This is a genomic window from Oceanobacillus chungangensis, from assembly GCF_003369565.1.
Classification (GTDB): domain Bacteria; phylum Bacillota; class Bacilli; order Bacillales; family Amphibacillaceae; genus Oceanobacillus; species Oceanobacillus chungangensis.
Window position 1 is genome coordinate 388,263 of the sequence record NZ_PIOD01000025.1, and the last position, 18,217, is coordinate 406,479.

Consider the following 18,217-nt stretch of genomic DNA (forward strand, 5'->3'; position numbering starts at 1 on the left):
TATGCGTATAACACAGAGTATGATTTCGAATAATATGTTAAAGAATCTAACCAATAGTTATTCACAGCTTGATACGTATATGAATCAATTAAGCACAGGAAAAAAAATTAACAAGCCTTCTGATAATCCAGTACTTGCGATGAACGCTATGGGGTATCGTACCGAATTATTGAAGGTAGAGCAGTACCAGCAGAATACGAATGAGGTACATAACTGGTATGATAATTCAGATGCAGCATTAAACCAAGCAACACAGGCCATGCAACGTTTACGTGATTTGGCGGTACAAGCTAGTAATGATACGTACGGTGAGAATGAACGTAAAAATATAGCTGAAGAAGTAAAGCAAATAAAATTAGACTTAATTGATATAGCCAATACGAAAGTAAATGATAAATATATTTTTAATGGGACGAATACAGCTGAAGCACCTATCACGAAAATAAGCGGAAATCCAGATACTTGGGATATTACGTATAATGCAGCTGATTACCAATTTAAGCCGGTAAATATTGAAATTTCTGATGGCTCTACCTTACAAGCAAGCGTGGACGGAAATAAGGTTTTTGGCAATGGAGATGGTGGTAAAGACCTGTTTACGACTATTGATGATTTTATTACAAAACTAGAGGGTGATGAAACGCTTGGCAGTATTGATGAGAGCTTGGGTGAAATCGACTTGAGTATTAATAATATTATCAATGCACGTGCAGACTTAGGCGCGAAAATGAACCGTTTAGAGTTAGTAGAGAATCGTTTGAATGAGCAAGAAATTGTTGCGACAAAAACGATGTCGAACAATGAAGACATTGATTATGCAGAAGTAATTACAAAATTAATTACTCAGGAAAGCTTACATCGTGCTGCACTCTCAGCAGGTGCAAGAATTATTCAACCAACATTACTAGATTTTCTCAGATAGACGACTAGCATAACCCTGGCCCATTATAGGGTTCAGGGTTTTAATAATGAACAAGTTTTGAGAGGAAGTTCGCCTTATGCAATTGCCACAAATTCGCATGCAATCACAGCATGCAGAAATACAAATCCATACTACAAATGCGAAACAACGAATTGAACAACCAAAAGCAGATTTAGTTATCCATCAACCGCAAGCACAAATATCAATCCAGACAACACCTGCTATGCTGGATATTGACCAATCGAAAGCATGGGAAGATATGAATTTAATGTCTATTCTTAAAAGAAATGAACGACATGCCGAGGAGGGAATGCGCGCAATCGCCCAGGGTACTGCAAGAAGAGCAAGTGAGGGAACCGAGCTGATGAAAATAGAAAACGGTGGTTCTCCATTAATAAACCAAGCAATTCGTAATGGTCATGACCAATCGAAATCCTTAGGGATCAAATTTATCCCATCTCCATTTGCAGTAAAATTTAATTATCAGCCAGCAGAGGTACATATCGATGTCGAGATAAACCAGCCGACAATCGAGGCAACTCCGAATAAGCCAATCATGACTTATCAACCAGGTAAGGTTGAAACAAGCTTAAAACAGCGAGAAGATTTACAAATTAGTTTCACGAATCTAGAACAATAAGGAAGGATGATTCGTTCGTATGTTTATTCAAACAAAATATTTAGGTGAAGTGGAAATTAACGCAGAAAAAATTATTCAATTTCCTACTGGTCTACCGGGATTCGGAGATGAGCTAGAATTTGTTTTATTACATTTACCTGACAATCCAGTCTTTCAAATATTACAATCGACAAACTCTGCTAATGTAGCATTTATCGTGACCAATCCATATTTAATTTATGAGTCATATGAAGTTAATCTTGACGAAAATATATTAGAAACCTTGCAAATAAAAGATGAAAGAGATGTCAGTGTCTTTGCGATTGTGACATTAAAGGATCCATTTGCTACGAGTACATTAAATCTAAAGGCGCCAATCATTATTAATACGACAAAAAAACATGGAAAGCAATATATTTTAAGTACAGATGCTTACCCATCGAAAGCTCCCTTTAAAAATGACGCTATTGATGAAAGCAGGGTGAGATAATGCTCGTTCTTACACGCAAACGTAATGAAGCAATTCAAATTGGTGAAGATATAGAAATCAAAATACTTGCTATTGAAGGGGATCAAATAAAAATAGGAATAGACGCACCCAAATCGATTGATATCCACCGGAAAGAAATTTATGTTGATATTCAAAATCAAAATAATGAGGCCGCAAATGTTTCAATGGATTTGTTGAGTTTATTAAAGGAAACGAAGAAGTAATGATTCTGCCAATATTACTCTCTTTTTTCATAAAAACCTTTAAATACTAGTACATCCAGCCGATAACATAAATAAATAATAGTGTTGGGGGATACTAGTATGGGAATTGATAATGTTATAAGTGGGGTAAATAATTCAGTTGTAGGTATGGCGGAGTTTGGGGCAAAGCCAACTAAGTCTGTGGATGATTATATAAAAGCATTCAATGTTGATGTTAACGAAAAAACGTCTATTAAAGAAAATGATTCAAAAATTGATAAGCAGGATATCGAGCAAAAAGTGGCATCTTTAAATGAATTTCTGCAACCAATTCGGACAAATCTTAAATTTGAACTACATGAAAAACTCGATCGATACTATGTTTCAGTAGTAGATTCGATAACACATGAAGTAATAAAAGAGATTCCACCGAAGAAAATGCTAGATATGTATGCAGAACTGGCAGATTTCATGGGCTTTTTAGTCGATAAAAGAATTTAAAGGAAGTGAATGTTAATGAGAATTGGTGGCCTTGCAAGTGGAATTGATACAGATAACATTATTAAGGAATTAATGGCAGCTGAACGGATGCCCCTCGATAAAATGGAACAGAATAAAACGAAATATGAATGGCAGCGCGATGCCTTTCGCGACATCAATACGAAAATTGCTGAGTTCGATAAATTGATTTTAGATATGAAAATGAGCAAAACATATGAGACGAAAAAAGTAAGCTCTTCTCAGGAAAGTGCAGTAACAGCAACAGGGTCGGGCAGTGCGATGAATGGGACTTATAATATCGAAGTAACACAAATGGCGAGTTCAGCGATGAGAGTTGCTAATTTAGAGATTGATCCAACAATGAAATTAAGTGAGATTGGAATAGGAACTGCAACTTATAGCTTTTCCACATATGATAAGGATGGACAGTCAGTTACGCATGAGTTTGAAGTTAAGGAAGATGACACGCTAAATGATGTTATGAAGCGAATTAACGCTGATAAAACGAATAATGTCCGCATGTTTTATGATGAACAATCAAATCAATTGGTAATGGAAACGACCAGAACAGGTGACTTTAATAAAAATAACAATGAAAATAATGGTGGAGAAATCAAGTTAGAGAATAACGCATTTTTCTCTGCATTAAACCTTGTTGGAACAGTGGAAATTGGTGGGGAAAATGCGAAATTCAAATATAACAACGGGGTTGAGCTAGAATCAACGAATAATAACTACACACTTAACGGAATCACATTCGAATTCAAAAGTGTGACCAATGGTGCAGCATCGCTTAATGTTACGAGTGATACGGGAGCTGCAGTTAAAAAAATCACCGAATTCGTAGAGAAATACAATGAGCTTGTAGATGCACTGAATGGTACTCAAACTGAAACGAAATATCGTGACTATCCACCATTGACAGATGAACAGCGAGAAGAAATGTCTGAAAAAGAAATTGAGCTTTGGGAAGAAAAAGCGAAGAGCGGATTGCTTAAAGGCGAATCAATTGTTACGACAGCATTATTTGACATGCGTTCTGGTTGGTATGAAAAGGTTGAAAATGATGGAGCATTTTCATTCCTGTCTGAGTTAGGAATCACAACGACGAGAGACTATTTAGATGGTGGTAAATTAGAGATTGATCAAACTCTAAATAAGGATGGAAAAACCAAGTTAGAAGCAGCATTAGAATCTGATCCTGCTAGTGTGCAAAAATTATTCTCAAATAGTGGTGAAGGCACTAGCCGTGGATTATTAAATCGTCTAGAGGATGCGCTTGATCAAACAGTTAGTAAAATTGAAGAACGTGCAGGTAAAGGTACATCAACACTTGAAAACTATACATTAGGAAAAAGAATGAAAAGTCTTGATGAACAAATTGCTGCGTTCGAGGATCGCTTAACACGAATAGAGGATCGTTACTGGAGACAATTTACCGCGATGGAGCAAGCAATCTCCATGATGAATAATCAATCCGCTATGCTAATGAGCTTTGGCGGAGGTATGTAATTAAATTGCTTTTATAGCTTTAAAATTTAAAACTATCTCAATGGATAAGTGTAATTAGGGTGCTTGCTAAAGATTGGCTCCCCTAATTTTCTAAAGGAGTGAAAGAATATGGCGACAAACAAAGCATATCAAACATACCAAAATAATGCTGTAACTACCGCCTCAGGTGGAGAATTAACGTTGATGCTATATAATGGCTGTATGAAATTTATTAAACAAGCAATGAAAGAGATTCATGCGAAGAACTACGAAGCAAAAAATACAAATATCCAAAAAGCGCAAAACATTATTCAAGAATTAATGATAACGTTGGATCCAAAAGTGGAGATTTCTAATCAAATCCTCCCTTTATACGAGTATATTCATTTCCAATTAAAAGAGGCAAATATAAAAAATGATGCAGGCTTGTTAGAAGAAGCACTTGGATTGGTAACAGAATTTCGCGATACGTGGAAACAGGTTATTTTAAAAACAAGACAAAAACAATATACTCAAGGCGCTCAGGTCTAATGAACAGATTAGAGTCAATTTACGATTTGACCTTAGAGTTAAAAAAGCTATTAGATGAGCCTATGACTGCTAAATCGAGAGAAGCAGTTATTACTGATTTGAATCGGATATTAATTAAAAGAGGTGTGGAAATGGAGAATATAAATGCTCCCTTGTCCACTGAAGAGCAGAATCTTGGAAAAAAGCTTGTTCCGATAAATGAAGCTGTTCAAAAAAAGATGCAAGTGATGTTTACTGATCTTAAAACGGAAATGAAACAAGTAAAGCAGCAAAAAAAATCGAATCAATCCTACATTAACCCATACAAAAGTGTGCAAGCAGTGGATGGGATGTTTATGGATCGGAAGAAATAAGAAAATCACCTAAATTTATTTAGGTGATTTTTCTTAGGTTAAAGATAAACGATTTTTACAGATATACCATGTCCACAGCAAGATGATCTTCTGCCTTTTGTAAAGTTTATTAAGATAGTGTATACTCGCAAAAACTAGCCATATCAACATTTCTTTAAGAATAGGACAAATTTTGTCAATTTTTTTACACGTTTAAGAAGGATAAGTCGGGGGAAAGGTAGTATAATATAGTTAAAGGAGGGCACTTACTATGAAATTTAACATTCGTGGTGAAAATATTGAGGTTACAGGTGCTATTAGAGAATACGTAGAGAAGAAGATTAGTAAACTTGAAAGGTATTTTGATACACCCCCTACATCCGAGGTACATGTTAATTTAAGTGTCTATAATGATGAACAAAGAATCGAAGTAACGGTTCCAATGACAAATTTATTATTACGTGGTGAGGTTCAGCACTTGGATTTATATGCTGCAGTTGACTTAGTTGTCGATAAATTAGAAAGACAAATCCGTAAACACAAAACAAAAATAAATCGTAAGTTCCGTCAAAACAGCGCACCAAAACAAGTGGTTGCTGAACAAATTGAGCATGAAAGAAGAGCAGTTGCTGTCCAAGAGGAATCAGATGAAATTGAAATAGTTCGAACAAAACGATTTAATCTTAAACCTATGGATTCAGAAGAAGCAATTTTACAAATGGAAATGCTAGGACATGAATTCTTCGTTTATACGAATGATCAATCTGGTGATACGAATGTCGTATATCGACGTCGCGATGGAAAATATGGTCTAATTGAGCCGAATGTATAATAGAATAATAGATGGAAGACGATCTCCCGAAGTGGAGATCGTCTTTTTGTATTTATTTACAAATCTATATAGTCCATCTTTGATATGTATTTAATTTTTACAAGCTTCTAGACTCTGATGCACCACAAAGGGTTTAAACAGACTGTCGGAAATTGTCGAATTAAATACTATTATTGTATTTTTATGAAAATAAAACAATCATATATGGCTAAATCGAAGAAAAAGGGTAGCGATTTGCTGTTTTTGATCATATTTCTTGTCGAATTAGTGTCTAAATTTTAAAAACGCAAATTAGACTTTAGTACTAATAATGTGTTAAAAATAAGCTGATAGTACTAGGAGGGATAGAAATGAGTGATACGGACAGGATAATTTCAAATCAACTATCAGAACGAAAAGAAACGAGGCAATATTATTCAAAAGTATAAAACATCATGAGCATCGCCTCTTACTTCCTCAGAAATTCCCCAAAGTAAAGAGCAGTCTATCCCCAGACTGCTCTTGTTAATTTTTTTCAGAAAATGATGAATTAGGCTTTCCCTTACGTTGTAATGTCGTATATCAAGTTGTCATCTCTTGGGAGAAAGTGTTATTATTATAGAGGAAAATAGTATTAGTATCGATTTAATTGAGGAGCGTTAACAATGGCAGGATTATTGACGAAAATATTCGGCGATGGTAATCAAAAGCAACTTAACCGAATTCAAAAACAAGTTGATCAAATAGAAGCAAAAGAACTAGAAATTGAAAAGCTATCGGATTCTGAACTGAAGCAAAAAACAGAAGAATTTCGTTCACGGTATGCAAATGGTGAAAGCATTGACGATATGTTAGTGGATGCCTTCGCAGTTGTTCGCGAAGCAGCAAAACGTGTACTAGGCATGAGACCATATGGTGTACAGTTAATGGGTGGAATTGCACTGCATGAGGGTAACATCGCGGAGATGAAGACAGGGGAAGGGAAAACATTAGCATCTACACTTCCTGCTTATTTGAATGCTATTACAGGTAAAGGTGTTCACATTATTACAGTAAACGAATACTTAGCTGATCGTGATGCAAAACAAATGGGAGAGCTTTATGAATTTCTTGGTTTAACGGTTGGTTTAAATGGCAATGGTTTATCAAAGGAAGAGAAGCGAGACGCGTATGATTGTGATATCACTTATGGTACCAACAATGAGTTCGGCTTTGATTACCTTAGGGATAATATGGTGTTGTATAAAAACCAAATGGTACAACGTCCGTTAAACTTTGCAATTATTGATGAAGTTGACTCTATATTAATCGATGAAGCTAGAACACCGTTAATTATTTCGGGTTCTGCTAAAAAATCAGCATCTTTGTATCAGCAAGCAAATAGCTTTGTGACAACATTAAAACGTGAAGATGATTATACGTATGATGAAAAGACAAAAGGCGTTCAGCTTACAGAAGAAGGGATAAATAAGGCAGAACGATATTTTTCGATTGAAAATTTATTTGACTTGAATCATGTTTCCTTAACCCACCATATTAATCAGGCTTTAAAAGCTCATGTATCGATGCACCTTGATGATGATTATGTGGTAGAAGACGGGGAAGTTGTGATTGTTGATACTTTCACTGGTCGTTTAATGAAGGGCCGTCGTTATAGTGATGGTCTTCATCAAGCAATTGAGGCGAAAGAGGGACTGCAAATTCAAAATGAAAGTATGACTCTTGCTTCTATTACATTCCAGAACTTCTTCCGTATGTATAACAAACTGTCAGGGATGACGGGTACAGCGAAAACAGAAGAAGAGGAATTTAGAAATATTTATAATATGGATGTTATTGCAATTCCTACTAATCAAGCAATCATCCGTGATGACCGTCCAGATTTAATTTATAAATCAATGGAAGGTAAGTTCCGTGCTGTTGTGGAGAGCATTAAAGAACGGAATAAGACTGGACAGCCCGTATTAGTTGGTACAGTTGCTGTAGAAACATCAGAATTGATTTCAAGTTTGCTGAAAAAAGCCGGCGTCAAGCATGATGTCCTAAATGCTAAGAACCATTTTAGAGAAGCGGAAATTATTGAAAATGCAGGTCAAAAATCTGCGGTTACAATTGCGACTAACATGGCTGGACGTGGTACAGATATTAAGCTTGGTGAAGGTGTAAGAGAATTAGGTGGACTTGCGGTTATCGGTACAGAACGACATGAATCTCGTCGAATAGATAATCAGCTTCGTGGACGTTCAGGTCGGCAAGGTGACCCAGGGATTACGCAATTTTATTTATCGATGGAAGATGAATTAATGCGCCGTTTTGGTTCAGACAATCTGAAAACAATGATGGAAAGATTAGGAATGGACGATTCGCAACCAATCGAAAGCAAGATGGTTTCCCGTGCAGTTGAATCTGCTCAGAAACGTGTGGAAGGAAATAACTTTGATGCACGTAAGACAGTTCTATCTTATGATGATGTACTGAGAGAACAACGTGAAATTATTTATAAACAACGCTTCGAGGTAATCGATGCAGACGAAAATATTCGTGAAATCATTGAAAGTATGATGGAATCTTCTATTCAGCGTGCAGTTGCCATGCATACACAAAGTGATGAAGCAGAGTGGGATTTACAAGCACTTGTTGAATATGTCCATGGTAACTTATTAGACCAAGAGGCACTCTCAGTAAATGATGTTAAAGGAAAAACACCTGAAGAAATTTCTGAAGTAATATTGCATAAGGTTCGAGAGAAATATGACGAGAAATCAACTGAACTAGCTCCAGATCAATTCCAAGAATTCCAAAAGGTAATCGTATTACGTACGGTTGATTCTAAATGGATGGACCATATTGATCAGATGGACCAGCTTCGTCAAGGTATTCATTTACGTGCCTATGGACAGAACGATCCTTTACGAGAATATCAGTTAGAAGGATTCGCGATGTTTGAAGATATGATTGCAAACATTGAAGATGATGTTGCAAAATATATCATGAAAGCTCAAATTCGTGAGAACTTACAACGAGAAGAAGTTGTGAAGAATACAACAGCTGTTACTGGCGGGCAGGAAGAAAAGAAAAAAGCCAAAAAGCCATTTGTAAAAACAGTAACGGTTGGTCGCAATGATCCATGCCCATGTGGAAGTGGAAAGAAATATAAAAACTGTCACGGGAAATAGTTAGCAAAAGCACTCCAGATATCAAATAGGAGTGCTTTCCTAATCAATGGCAGCAGTTGTTAGCAAAAGAATTAGGCTTTTTTCATCAAATTAAACTCAATAGCCGTAGTTATACTTAGAAAGTGAGAAGCTTTTATATATTCTTATCTGCTAAGTTACGCAGTTGATATAAAGTAAGACATAAGAGCCGTACAGTTGTTGCTATTCAATAACGAGTCTCTAGTATCGATATAATAAACGGTCAAAGATAGTGGGATTGCCGTTCTTTTGTTTCGATTTTACACTATCCTTAGCGGAAGAAATACACGAAGACTCCTGCGGGAAGAAGAGCCTAGGTGAGACTTCGAAGTGCGGCGGCACAAGAAGGCTCACCAGCTCCCCTAAGGTGCGCGAAGTGTATTTCTGAAGCGACTGGCCTGTGAATCCTTCCAACATTAAAGTAGTTCGCAGTTATATAAATAGTAATTAAACTATACGAGGTCAACTTTGGTAAAAATAAATTATAGAGGTGAGCAATATGGAATTAGTAGAAATCAAACATGAATTGGAAAAAATAGCTACAAGGATTGAAGACTTTAGGGGGTCTCTTTGACTTAGATGTCAAACGGGATCGTGTAAAAGAATTAGAGCAAGAAATGGCCAATCCTGATTTTTGGAATAACCAAGATAGCGCACAAAAAGTAATTAGTGAATCAAATATTCTTAAGCATGACATACAAAACTTTGAGAAAGTAGAAGAGCAATATGAAAACCTGGAAGTTTCATATGAATTAGTGAAGGAAGAAAATGACCAGGAACTATTTGAGGAACTTAATAAAGAATTAGCAGTATTTATTAAAGACGTGAATGAATTTGAATTACAATTACTTCTAAGTAATCCATATGATGCAAATAACGCAATTTTAGAATTACATCCGGGTGCTGGTGGAACAGAGTCGATGGATTTCGCTGAAATGTTACTTCGCATGTATCAGCGTTGGGCAGAGGACCGAAACTTTAAAGTAGAAATATTGGATTATCTGCCTGGTGAAGAGGCAGGGGTCAAGAGTGTTACTTTACTTATTAAAGGACATAATGCTTACGGCTATTTAAAGGCAGAAAAAGGTGTCCATCGCTTAGTACGGATTTCACCTTTTGATTCGTCTGGACGACGCCATACTTCATTTGTTTCCTGTGATGTAACGCCAGAAATGACAGATGATGTTGATATTGAAGTGCGGAACGAGGATATAAAAATTGATACGTACCGTGCAAGTGGTGCAGGCGGACAGCATGTAAATACAACAGACTCTGCTGTTCGGATTACGCATCTCCCGACAAATACGATTGTAACTTGTCAAAATGAGCGATCACAAATTAAAAATCGTGAAGCAGCAATGAAAATGCTGAAATCAAAATTATATCAAATGGAAGTTGAGAGGCAACAGCAAGAACTGGCAGAAATTCGCGGTGAACAAAAAGAGATTGGTTGGGGAAGCCAAATTCGCTCTTATGTCTTCCATCCATATTCATTGGTCAAGGATCATCGCACGAATACAGAGATTGGAAATACGCAGGCAGTGATGGACGGAGAAATTGATCCATTTATCGACGCATATTTACGATCACAAATAAATTAGCAAAAATGAGAGCATCTATAATGGATGTTCTCATTTTTAAGATGATTAGGAATTACAACAGCTTTCTTACAACATAACTTCAACCATGTAGTCTATTTAGAAAGTAGGTTAGCCTTTAAAAGCTTTAAAATAGTATTAAAAGGGGTATAATAGATATGATATTGTTTTCAATTTTTACATTGGGAGGGACAATAAGTGAGGAAATGGGTTTTCGCAACACTTTTTGGGACAGCCTTAGTACTCGGTGCATGCGGTGGTGGCGATGAAGAGCCAACTGAGAATGCAACTGATAATGGTACCGAAGAAACGAATGAAGGTGGTACGGTAGATGCAGATGCGGGTGAAGCAGTATTTGCTCAAAATTGTTCGTCATGTCACGGTGCAGATTTATCAGGTGGAGTAGGTCCTGACTTAACTCAAGTCGGATCAAAATATTCTGCTGAGGAAATTGCTGAAATAGTTACAAAAGGTATAGGTACTATGCCTCCACAAAGTGTATCAGGGGAAGATTTAGATAATTTAACAGATTGGTTAGCAGAAAAACAATAATCGTACTTAATCAAAAAGCTTGGATTGAAGGTGAGGGTTATCTTCAATCCGAGCTTTTCCTTATTTTCTAAAAATTCGACAATATTACACACTATTAATAATAATGTTTCCTTTGACATGAAAATGTAATAATTTTATGTCTAAAAATCTTGTAGAAGAATGTTATACTGTAACAGTAAGAAAAATAGTACCTCTTTTTACTTTTAAGGAAGGTGCTTTTTCATTGGAAAATTTACAAAATGTAAGCTAACTCGCTCACTACATAGATAAAAGTAGTAATGTTGAAAGGGATTGGCTAAGCCAAGAAATTCAACATCGGAGAACAACTTCAAAAAACTAAAAAGGTGATACTAATATGATATTAATGAAAGATGTATATAAAACATACTCGAATGGTGTGACTGCGCTGAGCGGAATAAATGTTGATATAAAGCAAGGTGAATTTGTATATATTGTTGGACCAAGTGGAGCTGGAAAATCCACTTTCATTAAGCTAATGTACCGGGAAGAAAAACCCTCTAGTGGAACAATACTCATAAATGATATGAACTTAGCAGAATTGAAAAATAGACAAATCCCTCTTCTGCGAAGAAAAATTGGTGTTGTCTTTCAAGATTTTAAATTACTTCCAAAACTAACAATCTATGAAAATATTGCCTATGCACTCGAGGTAATTGAAGAGCCCCAAGCTAATATTCGTAAGCGTGTGATGGACGTTTTAGAAGAGGTAGGCCTGAAGAATAAAGCCCGTTCTATACCAAGTGAATTATCAGGTGGAGAGCAACAACGTGTGTCGATTGCACGAGCAATCGTAAATCGCCCGCAGATTGTAATTGCTGATGAGCCAACTGGAAATCTGGACCCCGATACATCATGGGAAATTATGAAGACTTTTGAAGATATCAATTCAAATGGAACGACAATTATTATGGCAACGCATAGTAAAGAAATTGTGAATACGATGAAAAAACGCGTGATAGCTATTGAAAGCAGTATGATTGTTAGGGACGAAGATCAAGGAGAATATGGTTATGAAATTTAGAACTTTAATGCGCCACATCCGGGTAGGTTGTAGGAATATTATCCGTAATGGCTGGATGACGATAGCTTCAATTGGTGCTGTGACAACCACACTAATTTTAGTATCGGTATTTCTAGCATTGGTACTCAATTTGAATGAGATCGCTAAAAACATAGAAAATGACGTTGAAATTAAAACATTGGTTGAACTAGGGACAAGTGAAGAGGAAGTAATTGCTTTAGGAAAACAATTAGAAGAAATAGATGGCGTAGAAGCGGTCACGTTTTCTTCGAATGATGAAGAATTGCAAGGCTTGATTGATAGTATGGGTGAAGAAGGGGAAACATGGGAGTTATTTGAACAGGATAACCCGTTAAATCACGCATTTGTTGTCAGAGCTGAAGTACCGCAAGATACTGAAAAAATTGCAAAAGAGATTCAATCCTTCGATAACATTAATAAAGTTGTTTTCGGTAAAGATGTTGTGAAACAATTATTTGAGTTTAATAATTATGCAAGGGTAATCGGAATCGCATTGATTGTTGCACTAGTATTTACAGCAATCTTCCTTATTTCGAATACGATTAAGATAACAATTATTGCTCGAAGTACGGAAATAGGGATTATGAAACTTGTTGGTGCCACAAATGGATTTATCAGATGGCCATTCTTTATTGAAGGGTTACTGCTAGGTGTTTTAGGATCGTTTATTCCAATTGCAATTGTACTCGGCGGCTACTATTACTTGGATTCAGCAGTAATTGATACGATTTCTTTCAGTTTTGTAGAGTTATTGCCGTTCAATCCGTTTGCATGGCAGCTGTCACTTCTAGTTTTAGCTATCGGTGCTATTATTGGAGTTTGGGGTAGTGTCATGAGTATTCGCAAATATTTAAAAGTTTAATAGAAAACATTGATTGCCTCCATCCCTTTGAAAGGGATGGGGATAAATTAAATATATACATAGCAGATGATGTAAATCACCATAGAATTTCGAAAGTAAAATGAAAAGAAAAGAGGAATAAATGCAATGAAAAAGGTTTTCAAATATGTTTTAGTAGCGGGACTAGTTCTTACCGTTAGTTCAGCAAATGTTCCTTATCTTTCTGCGGAAACAATCGATGACTTAGACAAAGAGATTAATAATCTAGAGCGGGAAAAGCAAGAGCTTGAAAGCAAGAAAAATAACATCGAGAATGATAAGACTAATAATGATAGTAAAATCCAAGATAATTTGAGCAAGCAAACAACGGTTGAACAGGAAATAAGTAATATTGATGAACAACTGACTAAGACGAACAATGATATTTATGAAAAAGAAAACGAGATTAAAGAAACAGACAAAGAGATAAAAGATTTAAATAGTCGAATTGAGAAATTAAAGGAAGAAATTATTGTTTTAGAACAAAGAATTGAAGAACGCAATGTTTTACTAAAAGACCGTCTTCGTACAATTCAGCAAAATGGTGGAGAAATGCAATACATAGAAGTATTGTTCGGTGCACAAAGTTTCGGGGATTTCATTAGCCGATCTTCAGCGGTAAATACGATTATGGATCAGGATAAAACAATAATGGAAGAGCAAGCAGCAGATAAAAAGACATTAGAAGAAAATAAAGTGGAAGTTGAAGTTAAAAAAGTAGCTGTAGAAGATAAGAAAAAATTGATTGAAGGCCAAAAACAAGAGTTAGTAGCATTGAAGGGTCAATTAGATGGCCAAATGGATGAAAAAGCTACATTGATGGCACAGCTAGAAGAAGAGCATGGACAACTGGAAGAAATAAAATTAACACTAGAAGATGAACAAGAAATTTTACGAGCGGAAGAAATATCTAAAGCACAAGCAATCGCACTTGCACAAAATAAAAAAGGTGAATTAGAACAGGCTGCAAGAGAAGAGGCAGCAAGAGTAGCAGCTGAAAAAGCGGCAGCAGAGCAAGAGGCGGCTGAAAGAGCAGCATCTGAGAGAGCTTCATCTGATAAGTCAACTAATAAAATAGCATCAGCAAATCCAACTCCACCTAAGCAATCGAATCAATCAAGTAATGTAAGTAGCGGTGGTATCTTTATTTATCCAGCGTCAGGACCTATTACTTCTTCATTCGGACCGAGAATACATCCAATTTATGGTGGTCAAGGTTCTCATAATGGAATTGATTTCGGTGTTGCTTCAGGTACAACATTAGTTGCGCCAGCAGATGGTGTTGTAAGTACAGCTAGGTATATGAATAGTTTCGGTAATGTGATCATGATTTCCCACCATATTGATGGTAAAACATACACAACAGTTATGGCACATTTAAGTAGAATTTCAGTTTCACCAGGACAAACAGTAAGTCAAGGGGAAGCAATTGGGGCAACCGGAAATACAGGAGATTCAACAGGTCCACATCTTCACTTTGAAGTTCATATTGGTGGTTATGGAAATCCTGTAAACCCATTATCATATCTTCGTTAATAGGTGACTATCAACTGAATAAATTGATTTTACAAGGCATCACACATTTGTTGTGATGCCTTTTTTGTACAGTCACATTACGTGAAATTTGTTGAAATTAATATTGCGAACTAACTTAGGATGATATTTGGTTCGTAGCATGCCGCTCCGGAAATACACTGCGCTTTCCGCGGGCGGCTGGTGAGCCTCCTCGTGCTATCGCACTTCTGAGTCTCACCGAGGCCTTTCCTCCCGCAGGAGTCTCCGTGTATTTCCTCCGCTAGGATTATGCAATTCCCACAATTGAACGATTTCTTTATGAGATTAAGAATAGAATAGATTATCCCCACTTATAGCCGATGAAGCGAAGGACAGGATACACCTGTGGGAATAGCACCGGCGATATATCGGAAGAGGTTGTGATAATCAATTTGACCGAATATGCTTGCTGAGATGTGTAATCTAGGTCCCAATCTATAAGAAAACACCTTTTGTAAATAATAAGGTTTATTGAATAACAAAGTGAAAATTATAGTCAGATGAAGCAGATAATGGTATGCTTTTCTATATCACATCATAAAATGAGCCATCATGATTGCTCGTTTCTAATAGGTAAGTAGGTAAATAAGCAACAAATGTTAAATATGAATCAAGGATATCGAGGTGGAAGAATGAAGATGAAAAAGTCACAAATCATTTTATTATTAGCCGCAGCCTTAGTGCTAGGGTTTGCTGGTGCTTATTCCGGTGTGAAGCTTGCGCAGCCAGAATCTGAGGAAATACCAAATACTTCAGTAAAGGAAAGTACAGGTGAAAAAGCACCTCAAAGCTCAGGGAACTTAGAAAAGATTACTCAGGCATTTGCGTTAATTAAGGGGAATTACTTAGAAGACGTGGAAGATAAACAGCTTATTGAAGGTGCAATTGAAGGAATGCTTGCAACACTTGAAGATCCACATAGTTCATATATGGATGTAGAAACAATGAGCCAATTCAATGACCAAATCGAATCCTCGTTTGAAGGCATCGGTGCTGAGGTAAGTATGGTGAATGGGATTGTAACTATTGTGGCACCAATTAAAGAATCACCTGCTGAGAAAGCGGGATTAAGACCGAATGACCAAGTATTAACAGTTGATGGTGAAAGCTTGGAAGGGTTAAATTTAAACGAAGCAGTTGCTAAAATCCGTGGTGAAAAAGGAACTGAGGTTGTTTTAGAAATTCAACGAACAGGGGCTTCTGAGCTTTTTCCAGTTACAATAACTCGTGATGAAATACCTGTCGAAACCGTTTATAATAAAATTGAAACGATTGACGGCAAAAAAACAGGTATTCTTGAAGTAACGAATTTCTCTACGAATACTGCGAAGGAATTTACCGATCAGCTGAACATGCTTGAAGAGGAAGGGATTGAAGGATTGGTAATTGATGTACGTGGAAATCCAGGCGGACTGCTAGATGTAGTTGAGGATATGCTTGAGTTATTTGTACCGAAAGATATACCATATATTCAAATTGAAGACCAAGATGGAGAAAAAACACCAATTTACTCTGATCTGGATAAAAAGAAAGCCTATCCAATTAGTGTGCTGATTGATGAAGGAAGTGCATCAGCCTCCGAAATACTGGCAGTTGCAATGAAGGAATTAGGCTATGATGTTGTTGGACAAACAAGCTATGGTAAAGGAACAGTTCAACAAGCAATTCCATTAGGTGATGGCAGTTCGATTAAGCTAACGATGAATAAATGGCTATCACCTAAAGGCGAATGGATTAATGAAAAAGGTGTGGAACCAACGATTGATACTAAACAGCCTGAGTATTTCTATACAAATCCGATTATAATTGAAGAACCGCTCAGTGTGGACCATACTGGAGAAACGATTGCGAATATGCAATTAATGTTAACGGGTATCGGATATGAAACAGGACGAACAGATGGTTATTTCAATCAGGAAACGGAAGATGCTGTGAAACAATTCCAAGCAGATCAGAAAATAGAATCTACTGGAATCGTCGATGAGGAGACAGCAGGTATGATTGAAGCAAAACTTATTGAAAAGATTCGCAGCGGCGAAGATGATCGACAATTAGAAACAGCATTAAATGAGATTTATAAATAAGTAATCTTATTCATTCCGCGGGGCGTGTTCTCGCGGATTTTCATTCAGTAGTTTAGAAAGTATAGATTTCTAATATTCGTTTATGATCAAAAGCAGGGATAGGACCTTTTCATAGCGAATTAATTAGGTAAGAGCTAACAAGAGATGGAAGGTGTGCGGGATGGTAGAAGCATGGTTTATAGAATTACTCAAGGGAATTGGAATGCTTTTCTTAAATCCATTATTATATTGGTTGTTTGTACTTCTTTTTTTTGCAGGATATTTTCGAATTAAACGGGATCGATTGGATTTCGGTGTGAAAGTATTCGGTTTATTTTCAGAATGGAAAAATACATGGGGAATTAGCCTTATTTCTGGATTCATACTTTCCTTAATTATGCTTGGAGTAGGCTTCGTATTTTCATATGAAACAATATTATTATTAAGTGTTGTTACGATTATCTTAAGCATTTCGATGCGTTTTTCAATGCTTTCTCCTAGCTACACAATAGGAATAACATTTATATTACTATTATTCTTTCCGTTAATATTAGAAAATCAGTCCTACATAGACTCAAGTTTATTTTCAATAGTAAATTTCTCTTCGCTAGTGATTTTACTAGGATTATTATTATTTGTAGAAGCAATACTCATTCGAAATATAAAGCGGAATAAGACATTTCCTAGTCTTGTCTTAGGGAATCGTGGATTATGGATAGGGCAACATCGATTAAAGAAGATTGGTATTATTCCATTTTTCATCCTCGTGCCAACGGGAATGATTACATCGTTTGCGCCATTTTGGCCATATTTTTCGGTTGGTGGAGAATCGTTTAGCGTCTTGCTTGTCCCATTTGTGCTTGGGTTTGATTTTATTGTCAGAGGAAGTCTCCCACAGAATGCGGCAAAAAAACTCGCTAAATCGATTACAATATTGGGGATTTTAGTCGTTCTTATTGGTGTTGGTAGTTTATATTTGCCAAGCATGGCGCTTGTTGCTGTAATTATCGCTATCTTTGGTAGGGAATGGATTCACTATCGATATAGAGTGAATGACCGAGCTGGTATGTCATATTTTCACCCAGAAGATAATGGCTTGAAAATACTTGGAATTATTCCTGGTACACCAGCAGAAAGACTGGATATACTTGTTGGTGAAACGATCATTAAAGTGAATGGTATAAAAATAAATTCAGAACAAGACTTTTACAGTGCTTTACAAAGCAGTGGAGCATATTTCAAATTAGAAGTTGTTGATGACGCGAATGAGATGCGCTTTGTTCAAGGTGCATTCTATCAGGGAGATCATCATGAGTTGGGATTAATTTTTACTGCAAAGCCGTTCCGGGAAAAATCGAAGCGTAAAAATATTAGTTAAGCGTATAATTGTGATTATGTTTGGGGGGATTCATA

At 36.4% G+C, this 18,217-nt stretch carries 17 protein-coding genes; all 17 read left to right on the plus strand.

Annotated features, from left to right (window positions below):
- Position 1 precedes the first annotated feature (1 nt).
- Entirely contained in the window at positions 2 to 922 is a 921-nt protein-coding gene (gene flgL / locus CWR45_RS18050) for a flagellar hook-associated protein FlgL (protein WP_115751228.1), read from the plus strand.
- A 76-nt stretch (positions 923 to 998) separates the two neighbouring features.
- Positions 999 to 1,562, plus strand: coding sequence for a DUF6470 family protein (locus tag CWR45_RS18055; RefSeq protein ID WP_115751229.1), 564 nt, complete (start codon positions 999 to 1,001; stop codon positions 1,560 to 1,562).
- A gap of 19 nt (positions 1,563 to 1,581) precedes the next feature.
- Positions 1,582 to 2,031, plus strand: a complete 450-nt coding sequence (gene fliW, locus CWR45_RS18060; RefSeq protein WP_115751230.1) for a flagellar assembly protein FliW — start codon at positions 1,582 to 1,584, stop codon at positions 2,029 to 2,031.
- Positions 2,031 to 2,255 carry a carbon storage regulator CsrA gene (gene csrA, locus CWR45_RS18065; protein WP_115751231.1) on the plus strand — a complete coding sequence of 75 codons (225 nt, stop codon included), beginning with the start codon at positions 2,031 to 2,033 and terminating at the stop codon, positions 2,253 to 2,255. Before fliW ends, csrA begins: the two co-directional genes overlap by 1 nt.
- A gap of 99 nt (positions 2,256 to 2,354) precedes the next feature.
- Positions 2,355 to 2,735, plus strand: coding sequence for a flagellar protein FlaG (flaG, locus tag CWR45_RS18070; protein ID WP_245975456.1), 381 nt, complete (start codon positions 2,355 to 2,357; stop codon positions 2,733 to 2,735).
- A gap of 15 nt (positions 2,736 to 2,750) precedes the next feature.
- Entirely contained in the window at positions 2,751 to 4,247 is a 1,497-nt protein-coding gene (locus CWR45_RS18075; RefSeq protein ID WP_115751232.1) for a flagellar hook-associated protein 2, read from the plus strand.
- A gap of 108 nt (positions 4,248 to 4,355) precedes the next feature.
- Positions 4,356 to 4,757 carry a flagellar export chaperone FliS gene (gene fliS, locus CWR45_RS18080; protein ID WP_115751233.1) on the plus strand — a complete coding sequence of 134 codons (402 nt, stop codon included), beginning with the start codon at positions 4,356 to 4,358 and terminating at the stop codon, positions 4,755 to 4,757.
- Positions 4,757 to 5,110 (plus strand): flagellar protein FliT, encoded by a 354-nt coding sequence (gene fliT / locus CWR45_RS18085; RefSeq protein WP_115751234.1) that lies wholly within the window; start codon positions 4,757 to 4,759, stop codon positions 5,108 to 5,110. The genes fliS and fliT overlap by 1 nt, the downstream gene beginning before the upstream one ends.
- A gap of 250 nt (positions 5,111 to 5,360) precedes the next feature.
- Positions 5,361 to 5,921, plus strand: coding sequence for a ribosome hibernation-promoting factor, HPF/YfiA family (hpf, locus tag CWR45_RS18090; protein WP_115751235.1), 561 nt, complete (start codon positions 5,361 to 5,363; stop codon positions 5,919 to 5,921).
- 644 nt (positions 5,922 to 6,565) lie between these two features.
- Positions 6,566 to 9,076 carry a preprotein translocase subunit SecA gene (secA, locus tag CWR45_RS18095; protein ID WP_115751236.1) on the plus strand — a complete coding sequence of 837 codons (2,511 nt, stop codon included), beginning with the start codon at positions 6,566 to 6,568 and terminating at the stop codon, positions 9,074 to 9,076.
- Between the two features lie 517 nt (positions 9,077 to 9,593).
- A protein-coding gene (gene prfB / locus CWR45_RS18100; protein ID WP_115751237.1) for a peptide chain release factor 2 occupies positions 9,594 to 10,695 on the plus strand; the annotation gives its coding sequence in 2 pieces (ribosomal slippage) (positions 9,594 to 9,665 and positions 9,667 to 10,695; 1,101 coding nt in all).
- Positions 10,696 to 10,890: 195 nt separating this feature from the next.
- Positions 10,891 to 11,244, plus strand: coding sequence for a cytochrome c551 (gene cccB / locus CWR45_RS18105; RefSeq protein WP_115751238.1), 354 nt, complete (start codon positions 10,891 to 10,893; stop codon positions 11,242 to 11,244).
- Between the two features lie 355 nt (positions 11,245 to 11,599).
- Positions 11,600 to 12,286, plus strand: coding sequence for a cell division ATP-binding protein FtsE (ftsE, locus tag CWR45_RS18110; protein ID WP_115751239.1), 687 nt, complete (start codon positions 11,600 to 11,602; stop codon positions 12,284 to 12,286).
- Positions 12,276 to 13,169: a permease-like cell division protein FtsX gene (ftsX, locus tag CWR45_RS18115; RefSeq protein ID WP_115751240.1), complete on the plus strand. Its 894-nt coding sequence runs from the start codon at positions 12,276 to 12,278 to the stop codon at positions 13,167 to 13,169. Before ftsE ends, ftsX begins: the two co-directional genes overlap by 11 nt.
- Before the next feature lie 126 nt (positions 13,170 to 13,295).
- On the plus strand, positions 13,296 to 14,723 hold the full coding sequence (locus tag CWR45_RS18120) for a murein hydrolase activator EnvC family protein (protein WP_115751241.1): 1,428 nt from the start codon (positions 13,296 to 13,298) through the stop codon (positions 14,721 to 14,723).
- Between the two features lie 650 nt (positions 14,724 to 15,373).
- Positions 15,374 to 16,825, plus strand: coding sequence for a S41 family peptidase (locus CWR45_RS18125; protein ID WP_115751242.1), 1,452 nt, complete (start codon positions 15,374 to 15,376; stop codon positions 16,823 to 16,825).
- A 160-nt stretch (positions 16,826 to 16,985) separates the two neighbouring features.
- Positions 16,986 to 18,182, plus strand: a complete 1,197-nt coding sequence (locus tag CWR45_RS18130) for a PDZ domain-containing protein (protein ID WP_115751243.1) — start codon at positions 16,986 to 16,988, stop codon at positions 18,180 to 18,182.
- Positions 18,183 to 18,217: the final 35 nt, after the last annotated feature.

Coding starts and splice junctions, on each gene's coding strand:
- flgL (WP_115751228.1), top strand. CDS start 2: ATGCGTATAACACAGAGTATGATTTCGAATAATATGTTAAAGAATCTA.
- ftsX (WP_115751240.1), top strand. CDS start 12,276: ATGAAATTTAGAACTTTAATGCGCCACATCCGGGTAGGTTGTAGGAAT.
- flaG (WP_245975456.1), top strand. CDS start 2,355: ATGGGAATTGATAATGTTATAAGTGGGGTAAATAATTCAGTTGTAGGT.
- CWR45_RS18125 (WP_115751242.1), top strand. CDS start 15,374: ATGAAGATGAAAAAGTCACAAATCATTTTATTATTAGCCGCAGCCTTA.
- CWR45_RS18075 (WP_115751232.1), top strand. CDS start 2,751: ATGAGAATTGGTGGCCTTGCAAGTGGAATTGATACAGATAACATTATT.
- ftsE (WP_115751239.1), top strand. CDS start 11,600: ATGATATTAATGAAAGATGTATATAAAACATACTCGAATGGTGTGACT.
- hpf (WP_115751235.1), top strand. CDS start 5,361: ATGAAATTTAACATTCGTGGTGAAAATATTGAGGTTACAGGTGCTATT.
- csrA (WP_115751231.1), top strand. CDS start 2,031: ATGCTCGTTCTTACACGCAAACGTAATGAAGCAATTCAAATTGGTGAA.
- fliS (WP_115751233.1), top strand. CDS start 4,356: ATGGCGACAAACAAAGCATATCAAACATACCAAAATAATGCTGTAACT.
- fliW (WP_115751230.1), top strand. CDS start 1,582: ATGTTTATTCAAACAAAATATTTAGGTGAAGTGGAAATTAACGCAGAA.
- CWR45_RS18120 (WP_115751241.1), top strand. CDS start 13,296: ATGAAAAAGGTTTTCAAATATGTTTTAGTAGCGGGACTAGTTCTTACC.
- CWR45_RS18130 (WP_115751243.1), top strand. CDS start 16,986: ATGGTAGAAGCATGGTTTATAGAATTACTCAAGGGAATTGGAATGCTT.
- CWR45_RS18055 (WP_115751229.1), top strand. CDS start 999: ATGCAATTGCCACAAATTCGCATGCAATCACAGCATGCAGAAATACAA.
- fliT (WP_115751234.1), top strand. CDS start 4,757: ATGAACAGATTAGAGTCAATTTACGATTTGACCTTAGAGTTAAAAAAG.
- secA (WP_115751236.1), top strand. CDS start 6,566: ATGGCAGGATTATTGACGAAAATATTCGGCGATGGTAATCAAAAGCAA.